We start from the raw sequence: 15,809 nt of genomic DNA, 5'->3' as shown, positions 1-15,809 counted from the left end.
TTCACGACCCGCAGGTATTCGGCGCCGGCACACCTGCAAATCTATCCTTCACCCACGCAACAGCTCCGGGCACCGCGGCACCGTCCGCGTGACCTTCGCCCGGCCGCGCCTGGAATTCGATGACGTCGCCGTCGGCGCAGGCACGTTCGACCGCCGCCTCGGTCCATTCCGGACGGATGAGGTTGTCGTTGGTACCGACGACCACGTACATGGGACCGCTCGCGCGTTGACGTGGGAGCGCAACGTCGCTGAGCCACGCGTGAATTCGGTCCGCATCCTCGGCGGTGGCGGGCCGGGTGTCTGCTGGCGTCACCTTTCCGACAAGACCCAACTTCTCGGTCGCACGGGAGGTCAGGCACGAGGTGAGCAGGTCGTAGTTCTGCTCGAATGCGCCGCGCACGTAGTCGGTTCGTTCGAGGTCCGGATGGGTGAGGGACAGCCCTTCGAGTACATAGGGCAGCAGCAGTTGCTGAGGCAGTGACAGATTCACCTCGGAATCACTCGAGATGATCGGTGAGATGTCCGCTGCCGGGGACAGGTTTGCCGCACCTACGAATTCGAGTCCGTCCCCGTAGGAATCGGCTTCCTCGGCTGCTGCCCAGGAAGCCTGCCCGCCTTGGGAAAGTCCCAGCGTTGCCCAGCGAGTCGAGGTGTCCGGAACGACGTTGCGCGCCGCTCGAACAGCGTCTATGACGTTGAACGCCGCAGTGTCCGGTTGCAGGTACGGATGCGGGTCCGGAGTGCCGAGGCCCTCGAAGTCGGAGACAGCGACCACGTATCCCGAGTCGAGGAACGGCGCGACCAGACCGATCGTGCCGAAGAGGGTCGGCGAGGCCGACGGCGCGCAGTCGTCCGAAATACCCGTCGTGCCATGGCCGATGGAGACGATCGGCCAACCACCCTCGGGCGGAGTTCCAGCCGGCGTGAACACCGTTCCCGACACCTGAGTCTCCCGGCCGTCGATGCCGGAGGTGGAGCCGTACAGGATCTTCGTTGCGCTCACTCCGGACGCCGCCACTTCGGCTGTGCTGGTGAAAGGTTCACTGGCGAAGACGACGCCGCGTTGAGCACTGCTCACGACCGGTGGAGTCGTCGTGGTCGCGGTGTCGGTGACAGAGATGTCCGGCGACGCATCCGATCCGCAGCCCACGCTGACGAGAAGTGCGCTCGCCACCATGACTCCCCAGCCTGCGCGAACTCTCGAACTCCGAACCGTCATACGCAGTGTTCCCCTCTATTTGCCCGCGCCGCTACCGGCTCGGCGACGCCTGACACGTTCCTCGGCTGCGGCCTCTTCGATGTCGAGTCCTTCCAATACGGTACGCAATACCTCGTCGTCGAGATCGCCGTCGTCACGTGCGGCGATCAAGGCAACTCGTTGCGAGCGCAGTGACTGATGCCGGAACTTGTCGAACAATGCTCCCGCATTCCACAAAGCGGCCTCGCGATCGGCGTCCTCGTCGACTTCCTGGAGTTGAAGCCTCGCCTGCATCGAGCGTCGTACGCGCTCGACGATTGCCTGCAATTCCTTTCCGTCGATCCCCGGCGGAGGGTGCGCGGCTGCGTCTGCCAGCGCCTTCTCGCCCGCCTTGCGAGAAATGTTGCGGGCCAACTCCATCTGTTCCTGTGTCCGCAGCTGCTCGTAAGGATCCGCGACGTCGAGGCGACGGATCATGAACGGCAAGGTCGATCCCTGGATGAGCAGAGTCCCGACAGCGACGATGAACGCGATCGCCTGAATGACGCCGCGACCGGGGAACGGCTCGCCGGACGAGAGCGCGAACGGGATACCGCCGGCCGCAGCAAGAGTGACGACGCCGCGCATTCCCGCCCACGAGACCACCAGATTCTGTTTCCACGTCAGTTGATTCTCGCGGTCACGGCGCAGGGTCACACCGAATCGCACACGCGAGTAACTCAGGAACAGCCACAGCGGCCGAATTACGATGACCACGGCCAGGACTGCGAGACCGTACGCGAACACGTGAAGCACCGGAAGCCCGTCGGCGACAACATCGTCGATCACGAAACTCAGCTGCAGCCCCATGTACGCGAAGACGAACATCTCGAGAAGGGTGTCCAGGCTCGACCACACCGAGCGCTCCTGCAGTCTCGTCATGATCGACGCGTCCGTCGAATAGTGCCCGATCACCAAACCTGCAACCACGACGGCCAGGACACCGGACGCGTGCAGTTCCTCAGCGGCCAGGTAGGCGGCGAACGGAAGCACCAACCCCAGGCCGGTTTCGAGTGGAGAGTCGTACATGCGTGCACGAACGAACTTGACGACGAACGCGAGCACCAAACCGACGACGACGCCACCGATCACTTCGTACGCGAAGAACAACAGGGGCGAATCGGTGGCAATTCTGGTTCCGGTCACTGCTGCGACGGCAACGGTGAAGAGCGTGAGCGCGGTGGCGTCGTTGACGAGCCCTTCGCCCGTGAGGATGGCGATGACCCGTTTCGGGAGTCCGAGTTTCTGACCGACCGCTACCGCGCTGACGGCGTCGGTCGGCGCGATCACGGCTCCGAGCACGAGGGCGGCGCCGATCGTGAACTCGGGAACCATCCATTCGGCGAAGAAGGCCACCACGAACGCCGTCACCAACACCATTCCGACGCCGAGGCGCAGGATCGGTGCAAGGTTGCGTTTGAAGGTCGCCACCGAGAATTTGAGAGCTGCCGAGTAGAGAAGCGGCGGCAGGACCACACCGAGAATGACGTGGGGATCCAGCTCCGGCCGCGGCATGCCGGGTATGAACGAGGCGACCGAGCCCACCGTCACCAAAACCAGCGGGGCCTGCAGGTTTCGCCGATTGGACAGCCCGGTGACTGCGATGGCGGCAATGACGACCAGCAGAATCCAGGTGAAGTTCACGCGTTCATTCTGCCCGCCGACCCTGGGAGTTCACCCAGCGGACGCACAGAAGCCCGCAACCATTTCGGTTACGGGCTCCTGAGCAACGGTATTGCCGAATCCGGTATTACTGCTTCTCGGGAACGGCCTTCTTGGCAGCCTCGGCTGCCTTGTCGATCTGATCGCCGTACTTGTTGCCGGTCTTGTCGTCGGCGATGTCGGCGACCTTGTCGATCGCGTCGTGAACCTTGTCGGAGTTCTCCGCTGCGAGCTCCTGGCCCTTTTCGACCAATCCCTTGACGTTGTCCAAGAAACCCATGTCCGTGTCCTCTCCCGGTGCTGACGCACGTCCTTCGGCGGAATCGTTCCTCCGCGCCCTTCGATTCTCACAGGTCGAGGGCCTCTGCGCCAGAAAGCAGGTCCGTGCGTCCGGGCCACGCACAACTCGAGGTAGCGTTAACCCGCCAATAGCTGATTGCCCATCCATCGACATCGACAGGTACCCGGTTTGAATGCAGGACTGCGCGGGACGGGGAGCAACCCCCACCCGACGCGTGAACTGCTGTCACGGTGGTGGTCAGATCACACGGATTACACCTGGCTCCCCCGATTCCTCGACGCTCGCGGGTTGACCGTTCCCGGACGCAAATTGGTCGCGGTCTGGTGTTTCCTCTTCGCCCTGATCGCGGTGACGATGCAGTTGAGCCGGTTCGGTTCCGACACTGCTCTGGCTCGGTCGATCTTCGCCCTCGGAACGATCAGTGGCGCCTATGCGGGCTACCGCTGGGCGCGTAATGAATCGTGGCCCACCTGGCGACAATCCGTGGCTTTCGTCGTGTGGGCCGACCTATGGCTCGCCGTCACTCTTTTCTTCGCCGTACGCACCGCTTTCGTCGGGACCATCGGCTGCATTCTGTTCATCATGATCGGTTTCTACGCGGCGATCGTTCACAGCCCACGCGTTGCCATCACCCACATCGGCTGGGCTCTTGCTGTCTGTACGGCGTTGGCCGCCATGGCGATGTCCGAACCGGTCAACGACAACTGGGTGGTCCTGAACCTCTATCTGATGGTGGCCGGCGTGGTGTTCTCCACGGCGTGGATTCTGCAGATCGTCTGGCTCCGATTGACCGACGACGCACGCAACGCCCACCGGGACTACCTCACCGCGACGCTCAATCGCCGCGGACTCCAGGACGAGGCCCAGCATCTGCTGCGCAGCGATCGAACGCAAGCGCTGATCGCGCTACTCATCGACGTCGACTCGTTCAAGATCCTCAACGACACGCACGGGCACGTCGCTGGTGACGACGCGTTGACCGCCGTCGCCGACCGCCTCATCGCTGCCGCCGGGCCGGACGCGGTGGTGGCGCGAATCGGCGGCGACGAGTTCGTCGTCCTGCGCGGAGTCGATCGACAAGAAATCGAACAGGTCGCCACCGAGATACATTCGGCAGTCTCGTCCGACTCCGATCCGTATCCCGTATCCGCCAGTACCGGCGTCAGTGTCTATCTGAGCCCCGAGACGGACTTACCGGATCGGGCTGTCAACGAACTGATCGAGCACGCAGACAATGCGATGTACCGGGCCAAGAAGCGCGGCGGCGATCGCATTGCCTGGGTGCAGATGTTCAGGCGCTGAAACTACTTACTCGCTGTGAGCATGGTGATGCTCACCGGGCAGATCGTCGGGCGTCGCGAACATCTTCCGCTTCTCCCCGTGCAGGCGCGCGCTGATCCACCACGAGAGTTCCACGAGTACGACGCCGATAGCGCCGAGGGTGATCGCGAGCGTCGTGGCAGCGACGTTGCTCGGATCCAGCTTGAAGAACTCGCGGGTGAACGGCAGCGCGAACAGGATCAGGTAGCCGGCCACCGATCCGCCGATCAGAACGAGCTTCCACCACACATACGGCCGGGCCACGACGGCCAGGACCCACACGGCGATCATGATCAACGTGATGAGAGCGCTGGTTCCGGCCTGGATCTCCTGGGTCTCCGTCTGGTCGGGGCCTTGATAGGCCAACACGTAGGAGATGAACGTGGTGATGCCGATGATCAGACCGGACGGCAGCGCCAAGCGCATCACGCGAGAGACGAAACCGGTTCGCGCGCGCTCGTTGTTCGGTGCCAGAGACAAGATGAAGGCCGGTATACCGATCGTGAACCACGCTGCGATCGTGACGTGGCGGGGCAGAAACGGGTACGGCAGCGGCTCGAAATCGAAGACCTGGGACAGGACGCCGGTGATGCCGATCAGGAACGCGAGCACCACCGAGTAGACGGTCTTGGTCAGGAACAGATTCGACACGCGCTCGATGTTGCCGATCACTCGGCGGCCTTCCGCGACGACGTACGGGAGCGTCGCGAACTTGTTGTCCAGCAGCACGATCTGGGCCACGGCTCGCGTAGCCGGGCTACCCGAACCCATCGAGACTCCGATGTCGGCGTCCTTGAGCGCGAGAACGTCGTTGACGCCGTCACCGGTCATCGCGACGGTGTGCCCGCGAGACTGCAAGGCCGCGACCATTTCCCGCTTCTGATCCGGTCGCACTCGCCCGAACGTCGTTGCTCCGTCGAGAGTGTCCGCCAGCTTTTCCTGATCGCTGGGCAACTCCCGCGCGTCGATGGGGCGGTCGCCGCCCTCGAGTCCGAGGGACCCGGCAACGGCACCGACGGAAACCGCGTTGTCGCCGGAAATGACCTTGACTGCGACCTTCTGGCTGGCGAAGTACTCCAACGTCTCCTGGGCGTCGGGACGCACCTTCTGCTCGAGCACGACCAGAGCTTCGGGGGTGATGGTGCCCGGTGCGTCGGCATCGTCGACGGGGAGGTCGCTGCTGCCGAGCATGAGGACACGAAGCCCGCTCGATCCCACTTCTTCCGCCTTGCGGGCCATCTCCGAGTCCGGGTCGAGCAGCACGTCCGGGGCGCCGAGCACCCAGTTGCCGTTACTGCCGTACGACTGGCCGCTCCACTTCTTCGCCGAGGAGAACGGCGCCACCGCGGTGGCTTCGCCCCAGCCTGGATCGTCGGAGAGCGACTCGCGAATCGCCAGCACACTCGCGTTGGGGCGAGGGTCGGACGCAGCCATCGCGCTCAACGCGGACTTGACCGCAGACTCCCCCGAACCACCCGGTGCGACGTCGACCTCGGACAGGCGCATGCCGTTCTCGGTCAGGGTTCCGGTCTTGTCCGCGCACACCACGTCGACACGGGCCAAGCCTTCGATCGCCGGCAACTCCTGAACGAGGCACTGGCGCTTGCCCAATCGGATGACACCGACCGCGAACGCGATGGAGGTCATCAGCACCAGGCCTTCGGGAACCATCGGAACCAGCGCTGCCACCATTCCGTTGAGGGCGGGTCGGATCGGCAGGCCGATGGTGAAGAGCTGATTGAAGATGATCAGCGCACCCGCGGGAATCATCAGGTAGGTGATGAATTTCAGGATCTTGTCGATACCGCTGCGCAGTTCCGAGTGCACGAGAGTGAACTTGCTCGCCTCTTCGGCAAGCTTGGCCGCGTATGCATCGCCACCGACCTTGGTGGCGCGATACGCGCCGCTGCCGGCGGCAACGAAACTGCCCGACAACACTTGCTGGCCACTCGCCTTGTGAACCGGATCGGCTTCACCGGTGAGGAGCGATTCGTCGACCTCGAGTGCAGCGGAACTGACCACCTCGCCGTCGACGACTATCTGGTCACCGGAGCCGAGTTCGATAATGTCGTCGAGCACAACGTCTTTGGGCGCCATCGCCACGGCGACGCCGTCACGCCTGACCATGGGCTTTGCCTGACTCACGATGGCCAGTGCATCGAGCGTGCGCTTGGCACGAATCTCTTGGATGATGCCGATACCGCTGTTCGCGATGATCAACAATCCGAACATGCCGTCGATGATCGAGCCCGTCGCGAGCACGATCACCAACAACACCGTCAGGATCGCGTTGATGCGAGTGAAGACGTTGCCGCGAATGATGTCCTTGACCGAGCGGGACGCCCGATCCGGCACGTCGTTGGTTTGCCCCGACGCGATCCGGGCCGCAACCTGATCGGCGGTCAAACCGCGGGCGACGTCGACGTCGTCCGGCAATCGCTCAGTGGCTACCGCCACTGCTGTCTCTTCTGAACCGGTGTGCTCGTGAGCCATGGTCAAAGATTACGCACCCGGAGCAACTAATCAGGGTTCGACTCGAAAGGCAACCACGTCCGCTGCTCTTCTGGTCAGCTGAGGGCAATCCACCACTTCGACGGCGGTGTCGGCGACAACGCGTCGATCCGGCCGCCCGGCATCGGCACCGACACGCTGGTGCCCGCCTCCGCCGCGGCCTCGTTGAGGCGAATGATCGGCTCCGACCATGAATGAAACGCGAGGTTGAACGTCGCCCAGTGGATCGGGACGAAGACACCGCGAGACCCGTCGCCCTTGTTGAGGTCGATGTGCGTCTGCACTGCCTCTTCGGGGTTCATGTGAATGTCCGGCCAGCGCACGTCGTAGGCGCCGACGGGGAGAAGCGTCAGATCAAACGGCCCGTACGTTTCACCCAACTGTTCGAAGCGCTGCGTGTATCCGCTGTCGCCGCCGAAGAACACCCGGTGCTCCGGACCGGCGAACACCCACGACGCCCACTGAGTCGTGTTCCGGACAAGACCACGACCGGAGAAGTGACGAGCCTCGGTGCACGTGAGGACCAGGTCGCCGATTTTTGTCGACTCGTCCCAGTCCAATTCCACGATCCGGTTCTCGGGCACCTTCCAGTGCCGCAGGTGAGCCCCGATACCGATCGGCACGACAAACGGAGCGGTCTGAGTACGAGTCAGCGTCTTGACCGTAGCCATGTCGAGATGGTCGTAGTGATCGTGAGAGATGACTATCGCATCTACTGCAGGCAGTTCGGTCAATGCCACCGGAGTGGGGTGCATCCGTGCGGGACCTACTGTGGCCGAGGGTGATACGCGCTCGCTCCACACCGGATCGGCGAGAACACGGTAACCGTCGACCTCGACGAGAACACTCGAATGGCCGTACCACGTCACCGCTGCGTCGCCGGCTACCGCCGGTGCCAGCGGAGTGGCCAACGGAATCGGCTGACGCGGCCGACCCGTCGACCCTCGCGTTGCCATCGACTTGAACATTCCGGCATCAGTGCCCGGCACCAGTGTGCTGCTGGGCTCCGAGTTGTGGAACTGGCGGTCCCGATATCGCGGAGACATCGCCGCATACGGTTGCACCGTGTTTCGCGATGCCCCGATCTGCGTCGGGATTCCCCATGCGGCTCGCGCCACCCACCCCGTCGCCGCGGCAACAGCAGCAACTCCGAGAACCGTCGTCTTCTTCATTCAGACGAGCGTAGCCACTATCCGCCCTGTGTGCCCGGCGCCTGTTTACCCTGCAACCGGCTTTACTTGCCCTTGAATACGGGAGGGCGGTTCTCGATGCGGGCCGCGCGGGCTTCCTGGACGTCCTCGCTGAGCCAGGCGGCGTGAAGAGCGTCGAGTTGCTCGGGAGACTGCTCCTCCATGGTGCCGTCGTCGTTGAGAACCATCTTCATGTGCCGCAACGACAGCGGTGCGAGATTGGCGATGCGGTGTGCCCATTCCTGGGCGTCGTCGAGGGTGCCGATTTTGTTGGCGAGGCCCCGAGTGAAGGCTTCCTCAGCGCCGATCTGTTCGATACCGAGCAGAATGGTGCGCGCGGGACCGCCGCCGACCAGCGACGCGAGCCGACGCATCGTCCACTTGTCCACCGAGACACCGAGGGTGGCTGCCGGGATTCCGAAACGAGCGCTCGGCGCCACGACGCGCAGATCCGACGCGATGGCCAGCTGCGTGCCCGCGCCGATGGCCGGACCGTTGACGGCAGCGATGACCGGGATGGGCGCCGTGTCGATAGACCGAAGCATCTCGAACAGGCGATCGGTGAAGCCCTCCATGTAGACGTCGCCGGAGAGATCTGCCCCTGCGCAGAATGCCGATCCTTCACCGGTGATGACGACGACGTGCGCATGCTCGGCGACTGCCGCGTTCATCGCGTCCCGAATCGCAATGCAGAGTTCCGCGCTGAGTGCATTGCGACGCTCGTGACGCTGCAACTCGATGGTCACGACGTTGCCGTCACGGGAGAACCCGATCATGTCCGCTCACTTTCGTTTCTGGAAGGCTCGACGCAGGGACGTTCCGAGGCGCCGATACCGTCCGCATACTTCTCTGCAGCTAAGTTCTGTACATCAGGAGGTTAGATTACCGATGAGTACAGACGACCTTGCCTCACCGGAACCGCACCCGGTTGACGTGGTGGTGATCGGCGCCGGACAGGCCGGACTCTCCGCCGCGTACTACCTGCGCAAGTTCGGAATCGAACCCGAATCGGGTTTCGTGGTGCTCGATCATGCGTCCGGGCCGGGCGGGGCGTGGCAGTTCCGCTGGCCGAGCCTGACACTGAGCACCGTCAACGGTGTGCATGATCTCCCGGGAATGTCCTTCGCGGAAACCACCGGCACCGACGCCGAACAGGTGCCTGCATCCGTCGCGGTCCCCCATTACTTCGAACTGTACGAAAAGCAGTTCGAACTTCCCGTCCACCGCCCGGTGCACACCCGAGTGGTGTGTCCTCGGGAAGAGCGACTGCGGATCGAGACCGACCACGGAGTGTTCGCGGCGCGAGGCTTGATCAATGCGACAGGAACCTGGGAGCGGCCTTTCATCCCCCACTATCGCGGGGCCGAATCATTTCGTGGGCGACAGCTCCACACGAAGGACTATCGAACCGCCGCGGAGTTCGAGGGCAAACATGTGGTCGTGGTCGGCGGCGGTATCTCGGCCGTCCAACTGCTCGACGAGATCTCACGCGTCACGACCACTACCTGGGTGACGCGTCGTGAACCGGAGTTCCGCGACGAGCCGTTCACTCCGGACATCGGCCGCGCCGCGGTTGCCATGGTCGAGGATCGTGTACGACGCGGTCTGCCACCGGGATCCGTTGTTTCGGTGACCGGCCTCCCGGTGACACCGGCCATCCGGGCAGCGCGAGAGCGCGGTGTCATGAATCGACTCCCGATGTTCTCCGAAATCCTTCCGAACGGCGTGAAGTGGGCCGACGGTACTGTCATCGATGCCGATGTGATCCTGTGGTGCACCGGTTTTCGCAGCTCACTCGATCACCTGGCACCTCTGCACCTGCGAGGACCAGGTGGCGGAATACCGATGACCGGACGCCTCGCCACGCAGGTCGAAGCCGACCCTCGCGTACATCTGGTGGGATACGGGCCGTCGTCGTCGACGATCGGAGCCAACCGCGCCGGCCAAGCGGCCGCCCGCGAACTGACGTCATACCTGGGAATCGGCGAATGAACAGAATTCTTGTACCGGGAGAAACCTGCTGGCGCATCGAACCGGCCGACAATCTGGCCTGCATCGTCGACGCCGCTGACTACTTTCATCACGCGAAGTCCGCAATGCTGCAAGCCGAGAAGCGAATCATGTTGATCGGCTGGGATTTCGACACGCGCATCAAACTCGAGCCAGGCAAGCAGACGCTCGACGGCCCCAACCGATTGGGGATGTTCCTCCGCTGGCTCGTCCGCGAGAAACCCGATCTCGAAATCCTCGTACTCAAATGGAACATCGGCGCCTTCACCGCAATCGGGCGCGGGATGACTCCCGTCTTCGTGTCCAACTGGTTGACCGACGAGCGTCTTCGGTTCGAGATCGACGGCGCACATCCAGTGGGCGCGGCGCACCATCAGAAGATCATCGTCATCGACGACGCCCTGGCCTTCTGCGGCGGCATCGACATGACGGTGGACCGCTGGGACACCTCGGATCACGTCGACCGCAACGACTACCGGATCACACCGAGCGGAAGACGTTACGGCCCTTGGCATGACGCCACCACAGCAATCGACGGCGATGCGGCCGCGGCAATCGGCGAATTGGCGCGGGCACGCTGGAAATCCGCAACCGGCGAGGATCTGGTACCGGTTCAGAGCACAGCGACGCCATGGCCGGTCAATCTGGCTCCCACGTTGCGGGTCGTCGACGTAGCCGTAGCCAGAACACTGCCGGAACTCGGCGAACGCACGGAGGTACGTGAGATCGAGGCGCTCTATCTCGCGGCCATCGCCGGGGCGGAGCGGACGCTGTACATCGAGAGCCAATACCTCGCCTCCCGCACTCTGGCCGAGGCAATTGCCGCGCGTCTACGTGAGGCCGACGGGCCGGAGATCGTTCTGGTCATCCCCCGCAATGCCGATGGATGGCTGGAACAAAAGGCGATGGACGGGGCACGCCACGACCTCTTGCATCTGTTGTGGAGCGCCGACATCCATGGCCGGTTCGGTGCGTTCTATCCCGTGACCTCTTCTGGCGCACCCATTTACGTGCACGCCAAGGTCCTCGTGATGGACGATCGACTCTTGCGAATCGGGTCGTCGAACCTCAACAATCGATCGATGGGCTTCGACACCGAGTGCGACATCGCCGTCGAATCCGTCGACGACGCAGATGTCGAGCTGCGAGCGTCGATCATCGGATTGAGGCGGCGGCTACTCGGCGAGCACCTCGACGTCACCGAGGAAGAAGTCGACGACGCGTTGGGTGAGCAGTCACTGTTGTCGACGGTTCGCGCTCTCTCGACCTCCGACGCTCGCAGTCTGCGCGAATTCGACCGGAACACAGTCGACGGCGAAGACCACGTGCTCGCCGAAAATGCACTGATGGATCCCGAGCGCACGCCGCCCAGACTGAGCGATCGAATCGAAGGATTACGCCGCCTGCTCGGCAAACGCTGAGACTCTAGAACACGCGCACACAGTGACCGGTTGCCAGCGCGAGTTCGACGAGAGTTGCACTTTGAACACTCGGGACGAACACGATGAGAAACGTATCGCTGTCGCTGTCGAGCCAGGCAACGGAAACTCCTGACCCGGCGATGTTGGCGCCGACGCAGGCAAGAAGCGTTTCGAGGCCAGCGGTGCGGTCATAGCCTGCGGCAAGCTCGTCCGCCCATTTCCATGAATGGGCCGCTCCGGGTGCAGACTCCAGCTGCCGCAGTCGACCGAGAACCTCGGCGGCGTCCTCGTTCCAGTCCACCCAGGCCAGGAGTTCTTGTTCGTGCAATGCATCGACGAGAGCAAACCACGCCATTTCCGGGTGCGGCTTCTCGAGCGTCTGTGAGTACAGATCGTTCTGTACCTCGACATACCGTTCCGGGTAGTCGATCGCGAGAGTCACACGATCGCTGACTGCGGGGCTGTCAGAGGCGAGCAGTTCGGCGATCGCACGCAACGCGTCGCGAGCAGGTCCACCCACTACGGCTCCAAGGTTCGATTCGGTCATCGGTGCGGTTCCCACAGTCTGACATGCGAGTGCGCCGTCTTCGGATATGTCTCGATGTCGGGACACGAGCCAGATGCTTACCCCGAGTTCCACCGATTCCCGAGCAGCGCCGGTGTCGAGCTACCAAATTGGACTACCCGGCTATCCCATTCGCCGCACTTGTCCGTTTACCCTTTCACCTGGTCTTACAATCCGGATATAGTCATCGTCGGTCCGAGAAGCCAACTGGGATGTAGCGAGCCAGCGAACAGTCTGTTACCGTTCAGCTAACTACTTCTTCTGGTCAAACCGGATCGAAGGGGTTCGGGCAATGACCCACGGGGGGTTGACGTGAAGGGGCCATGTTCCGCATGAAACACGATTCACACACGACAACCTCTTGGTGGTCGATCGGCGAGTGGCGCCTGGGTTGGAAGGTCATCGCCGTTCTCGCATTGCCGATGATCGTCGCCGTCGTCCTCGGAGCCCTTCGCGTTCAGACCGAACTCGAAGAAGCCGCGCAGCTGAGTTCCTCGTCCGAACGCGCCCTCGCTGTGCCCGCCGCGATCAACCTCGAATCCGCGCTGTACGAACTCGCCGAAGCGGCCTCGGCACGCACTGACACCGGCCCGGCCACACAAGCGGTTTCGGACGCAATGGACCAACTGGTCGACGCGGCGCGCGCGTTCCAGTCCGATGACGCCCTCAACGACCAAGTGACTTCGGCACTTGCCGAGAGCCGATCCATCACCGAGGAGATTTCCGCCGGCGCGGTGGCTCCCGCACGCTTGGTTTCTCGGGTCGGTGAAGTCTCGCGCGCACTCTCGAGCACCTTCACCAGCGTCGTCGAGCATTCTCAGCGTCCGGCGCTGCGCGAAGAGGGTGGCCGACTCGCCGCACTCTGGGATGCGCGACGAGCACTGGCCGAACAACGAATTCTCTTCGGCTCAGGTGATCCGGACCAGCAGGCTCGTACCTCGATGGTCAGTGCCGCCGGTGCCGAACTGGTCGCTCTGAACAACATTCTCGCCATCGACGGGAGTAACGACACCGTCCAGACCCTCAGCAACTCAGCTCAGAACCGGATCAACGCCCTCGGATCAACTCCGTCGACCTCTCCTCTGGGAAGCCGCGTCGGCGCAGACCTGAAATCCGGCAACGACCAGTACAACAGCCTGACCGATACCACCGTCACCGAGTTCGGCGACACCGTCACCGCTGAATCCAATGCAGCACGAACCGCAGCACTTCGTGACACTGCCATCGTGCTCGGCGCGGTCCTGCTGGCACTGGCGATCGCCCTCGTCATCAGCCGATCGCTCATTGATCCGATCCGCCGGTTGCGGTTCGCCGCTCTGCAGGCCGCGAGGCGCGGACTTCCCGACGCGATCGAACGAATCCGCGCAGGTGCCAGTACCGACGAACTCGACTTCGCCCGTGTCCCGATCCGCACCCACGAGGAAATCGGCGAACTTGCACGCGCCGTGGACGACATGCACGGTCAGGCCATCACGCTTGCCGGCGAGCAGGCGACCCTGCGGCGCCAGGTCAACGACATGTTCGAAACGCTGTCGAGGCGGAACAAGTCCCTCGTCGACCAGCAACTCGGTTTGATCGAACAGCTCGAGCAGGACGAGGACGACCCGCGTCGCCTCGAGAATCTGTTCCGGCTCGACCACATCGCCGCGAGAATGCGTCGAAACGGCGACAACTTGTTGGTTCTCGCCGGAACCGATGTGCGCCGCGCCAGGACTGCACCCGTCGCTCTCGGCGATACCCTTCGCGCCGCGGTATCGGGTGTCGAGGAGTATCGACGCGTCGAACTCGGGCAGATCCCGCCCGGAGTCGTCACCGGTCACGCTGCGCCGGACGTCGTTCACCTCATTGCCGAACTGCTCGACAATTCGCTGCGGTACTCCCCACCGGAGACCACCGTCTCCATCAACGCTGCCCGCACCATCGACGGCTCCATGATCGTCGAGATCGCAGATCTCGGTATCGGTATGTCGCCTGCCGACATCCTCGATGCCAACGAGCGCCTCGCGGCCGGCGGCGAGATGAGCGCGGACACAGCGCGTCGCATGGGTTTGTTCGTCGTGAGCCGAATCAGCCGTCGCTACAACATCTCTGTGCGCCTGCGCCCGACGGCAACGTCGTCGACACACAGCGGCATCACCGCAACGGTGCTCCTACCGACCTCGATTCTCGATTCCTCGCAGTCTCCCGAAATCCGCACGCCGCGAACAGGACCCGTTGCCACAGTCGATCGGACACCGCCGCCCGCACCACCTGCCCCGGTATGGTCACAGCCGGTCCCGACCGCTTCCGCACCCCCACAGCCTGCGACCAGAAGCTTCGCCGACCTCCCCCGCCGAACGCCCGGCATCAGCACCGATCGGACCGAGACGTTCGCCCCGATCACGCCGGAGTCGACACCGACGGCAACACCCTCGGGACTACCTCGCCGCACCCCGGGCACGAGTGGAGTGCCGCAGGTCAGTACCTCGACCACTCCGGCACCAACTGCGCCGGTGTCATCCTTCGCTCCCCAACTCGATCCCGCGGGCGCGAACGCATCGACGTCGCTTCCCGTCCGTACTCCGTCGCCGGAATCCAACTCGTCTGCACAGGGTCCCGAGATCCCGGTGGGTCCACAGCCGTCGACAACTCCGGCGCCGCGGCACCGACTCTCGGCACCGACTCCGACAAATACTGCGGCCTTCTTCTCCTCTCGTACCCGTGACGGGATGTCGGCTCGCACGTCTGCGCGTACTGACAGCAGCAACAACAACAACGGCGGCGCGAACGGTGGAACGTCTGCCCCGTCGACGATGCCGATCTTTGCTCGGATGGTGTCGGAGTGGCTCGTGGATCCGACGGCGGAGTCGTCAACGGCTTCCACCGGTGGTTCCTGGACCACGGACGCAGATCAAGGCTGGCTGGCTGCCCGGACGTCGTTCGAGATGCCGGTCACCAAGATCGCCGATTCCGGATTGCCTATTCGGGATCGAGGAGCTCGCTTGGTTCCCGGCGCCGTCGGAGGAGGTGGTACAGCCCAACGTCAAGCATCCAATCCCGCCGACGTTCAACGTGGTTGGAGCAGTTACCAATCCGGCGTGCAGCGTGGGCGTCGGCATGCTGCCGTCCACCAGTCCGATGGCGGACAGTCTTTCGAATCGTCCACGATGTTGCACAACGATGAAGGAGAACAGTGAACACTGTCGGAGCCCAAGAGACTCCCCGCGCACTCGACTGGCTGGTTTCGGCTTTTGCCCGAGACGTGCCGGGTGTGAGTCACGCGATCATCGTCTCAGCCGACGGGTTGTTGACGGCCTCGAGCACACACCTTCCGCTCGACCGGGCGGATCAATTGGCCGCTGTCACTTCCGGACTCGCCAGCCTGTCCGCGGGGGCGTCACGCCTCTTCGACGGTGGGGCCGTCATGCAGTCCGTCGTCGAGATGGAGAACGGCTACCTGCTTCTCATGGGCGTCGGTAGTGGCGCTTACCTCGCCGCACTCGCTGTCGCCGGATGCGACATCGGCCAGGTCGGTTACGAAATGGCGACTCTCGTCGATCGCGTCGGGACCACCATGGACATTGCCCCGCGAACATCGCAGGGTATTTGAGTT

At 63.5% G+C, this 15,809-nt stretch carries 12 protein-coding genes; 5 read left to right on the top strand and 7 right to left on the bottom strand.

What is annotated here, in order from left to right; genetic code table 11:
- Position 1: 1 nt before the first annotated feature.
- From ABWI03_RS05230 to ABWI03_RS05220, 3 genes are all read right to left on the bottom strand, one after another.
- A complete protein-coding gene (locus tag ABWI03_RS05230) occupies positions 2 to 1,219 on the bottom strand; it encodes a lipase family protein (protein ID WP_235170072.1) in 1,218 nt (405 codons plus the stop codon).
- Between the two features lie 15 nt (positions 1,220 to 1,234).
- Positions 1,235 to 2,881 carry a Na+/H+ antiporter gene (locus ABWI03_RS05225; protein WP_095971218.1) on the bottom strand — a complete coding sequence of 549 codons (1,647 nt, stop codon included), beginning with the start codon at positions 2,879 to 2,881 and terminating at the stop codon, positions 1,235 to 1,237.
- A gap of 106 nt (positions 2,882 to 2,987) precedes the next feature.
- Positions 2,988 to 3,179, bottom strand: a complete 192-nt coding sequence (locus ABWI03_RS05220) for an antitoxin (RefSeq protein ID WP_003940164.1) — start codon at positions 3,177 to 3,179, stop codon at positions 2,988 to 2,990.
- 189 nt (positions 3,180 to 3,368) lie between these two features.
- Between ABWI03_RS05220 and ABWI03_RS05215 the strand changes: the two genes are divergently transcribed.
- Positions 3,369 to 4,502 (top strand): GGDEF domain-containing protein, encoded by a 1,134-nt coding sequence (locus tag ABWI03_RS05215; protein ID WP_298777360.1) that lies wholly within the window; start codon positions 3,369 to 3,371, stop codon positions 4,500 to 4,502.
- Positions 4,503 to 4,508: 6 nt separating this feature from the next.
- Here ABWI03_RS05215 and ABWI03_RS05210 read toward each other — a convergent pair whose 3' ends face one another.
- The 3 genes from ABWI03_RS05210 to ABWI03_RS05200 all read right to left on the bottom strand — a co-directional run bounded on the left by ABWI03_RS05210 (position 4,509) and on the right by ABWI03_RS05200 (position 8,997).
- A complete protein-coding gene (locus ABWI03_RS05210; RefSeq protein WP_298777359.1) occupies positions 4,509 to 7,013 on the bottom strand; it encodes a cation-translocating P-type ATPase in 2,505 nt (834 codons plus the stop codon).
- A gap of 74 nt (positions 7,014 to 7,087) precedes the next feature.
- Positions 7,088 to 8,203 carry an MBL fold metallo-hydrolase gene (locus ABWI03_RS05205; RefSeq protein ID WP_095971220.1) on the bottom strand — a complete coding sequence of 372 codons (1,116 nt, stop codon included), beginning with the start codon at positions 8,201 to 8,203 and terminating at the stop codon, positions 7,088 to 7,090.
- A 62-nt stretch (positions 8,204 to 8,265) separates the two neighbouring features.
- A complete protein-coding gene (locus tag ABWI03_RS05200; protein WP_003940192.1) occupies positions 8,266 to 8,997 on the bottom strand; it encodes an enoyl-CoA hydratase in 732 nt (243 codons plus the stop codon).
- A gap of 112 nt (positions 8,998 to 9,109) precedes the next feature.
- Here ABWI03_RS05200 and ABWI03_RS05195 point away from each other — a divergent pair, with 112 nt between their 5' ends.
- Entirely contained in the window at positions 9,110 to 10,213 is a 1,104-nt protein-coding gene (locus ABWI03_RS05195; protein ID WP_095971221.1) for an NAD(P)-binding domain-containing protein, read from the top strand.
- Positions 10,210 to 11,652: a phospholipase D-like domain-containing protein gene (locus ABWI03_RS05190; protein WP_095971222.1), complete on the top strand. Its 1,443-nt coding sequence runs from the start codon at positions 10,210 to 10,212 to the stop codon at positions 11,650 to 11,652. Before ABWI03_RS05195 ends, ABWI03_RS05190 begins: the two co-directional genes overlap by 4 nt.
- A 4-nt stretch (positions 11,653 to 11,656) precedes the next feature.
- On the opposite strand, the gene ABWI03_RS05185 is transcribed toward ABWI03_RS05190, so the two are convergent.
- Positions 11,657 to 12,199, bottom strand: a complete 543-nt coding sequence (locus tag ABWI03_RS05185) for a DUF6630 family protein (RefSeq protein WP_296552523.1) — start codon at positions 12,197 to 12,199, stop codon at positions 11,657 to 11,659.
- Between the two features lie 350 nt (positions 12,200 to 12,549).
- Between ABWI03_RS05185 and ABWI03_RS05180 the strand changes: the two genes are divergently transcribed.
- Positions 12,550 to 15,393 carry an ATP-binding protein gene (locus ABWI03_RS05180; protein ID WP_296552522.1) on the top strand — a complete coding sequence of 948 codons (2,844 nt, stop codon included), beginning with the start codon at positions 12,550 to 12,552 and terminating at the stop codon, positions 15,391 to 15,393.
- The gene (locus tag ABWI03_RS05175; protein WP_298777358.1) at positions 15,390 to 15,806 is read left to right on the top strand and encodes a roadblock/LC7 domain-containing protein; all 417 of its coding nucleotides are present in this window, start codon (positions 15,390 to 15,392) and stop codon (positions 15,804 to 15,806) included. The genes ABWI03_RS05180 and ABWI03_RS05175 overlap by 4 nt, the downstream gene beginning before the upstream one ends.
- The last annotated feature ends 3 nt before the right edge of the window (positions 15,807 to 15,809 follow it).

It is taken from the genome of Rhodococcus baikonurensis (genome assembly GCF_040489275.1).
Lineage (GTDB): Bacteria > Actinomycetota > Actinomycetes > Mycobacteriales > Mycobacteriaceae > Rhodococcus_F > Rhodococcus_F baikonurensis.
The sequence above is the reverse complement of the archived record's forward strand: the minus strand, read 5'-3'. Positions and strand labels throughout refer to the sequence as shown.

What these genes read in the sequence shown, in the direction of transcription:
- ABWI03_RS05230 (WP_235170072.1), bottom strand. Translation starts at nt 1,219, where the DNA reads ATGACGGTTCGGAGTTCGAGAGTTCGCGCAGGCTGGGGAGTCATGGTG.
- ABWI03_RS05220 (WP_003940164.1), bottom strand. Translation starts at nt 3,179, where the DNA reads ATGGGTTTCTTGGACAACGTCAAGGGATTGGTCGAAAAGGGCCAGGAG.
- ABWI03_RS05210 (WP_298777359.1), bottom strand. Translation starts at nt 7,013, where the DNA reads ATGGCTCACGAGCACACCGGTTCAGAAGAGACAGCAGTGGCGGTAGCC.
- ABWI03_RS05205 (WP_095971220.1), bottom strand. Translation starts at nt 8,203, where the DNA reads ATGAAGAAGACGACGGTTCTCGGAGTTGCTGCTGTTGCCGCGGCGACG.
- ABWI03_RS05200 (WP_003940192.1), bottom strand. Translation starts at nt 8,997, where the DNA reads ATGATCGGGTTCTCCCGTGACGGCAACGTCGTGACCATCGAGTTGCAG.
- ABWI03_RS05195 (WP_095971221.1), top strand. Translation starts at nt 9,110, where the DNA reads ATGAGTACAGACGACCTTGCCTCACCGGAACCGCACCCGGTTGACGTG.
- ABWI03_RS05190 (WP_095971222.1), top strand. Translation starts at nt 10,210, where the DNA reads ATGAACAGAATTCTTGTACCGGGAGAAACCTGCTGGCGCATCGAACCG.
- ABWI03_RS05185 (WP_296552523.1), bottom strand. Translation starts at nt 12,199, where the DNA reads ATGACCGAATCGAACCTTGGAGCCGTAGTGGGTGGACCTGCTCGCGAC.
- ABWI03_RS05180 (WP_296552522.1), top strand. Translation starts at nt 12,550, where the DNA reads ATGAAACACGATTCACACACGACAACCTCTTGGTGGTCGATCGGCGAG.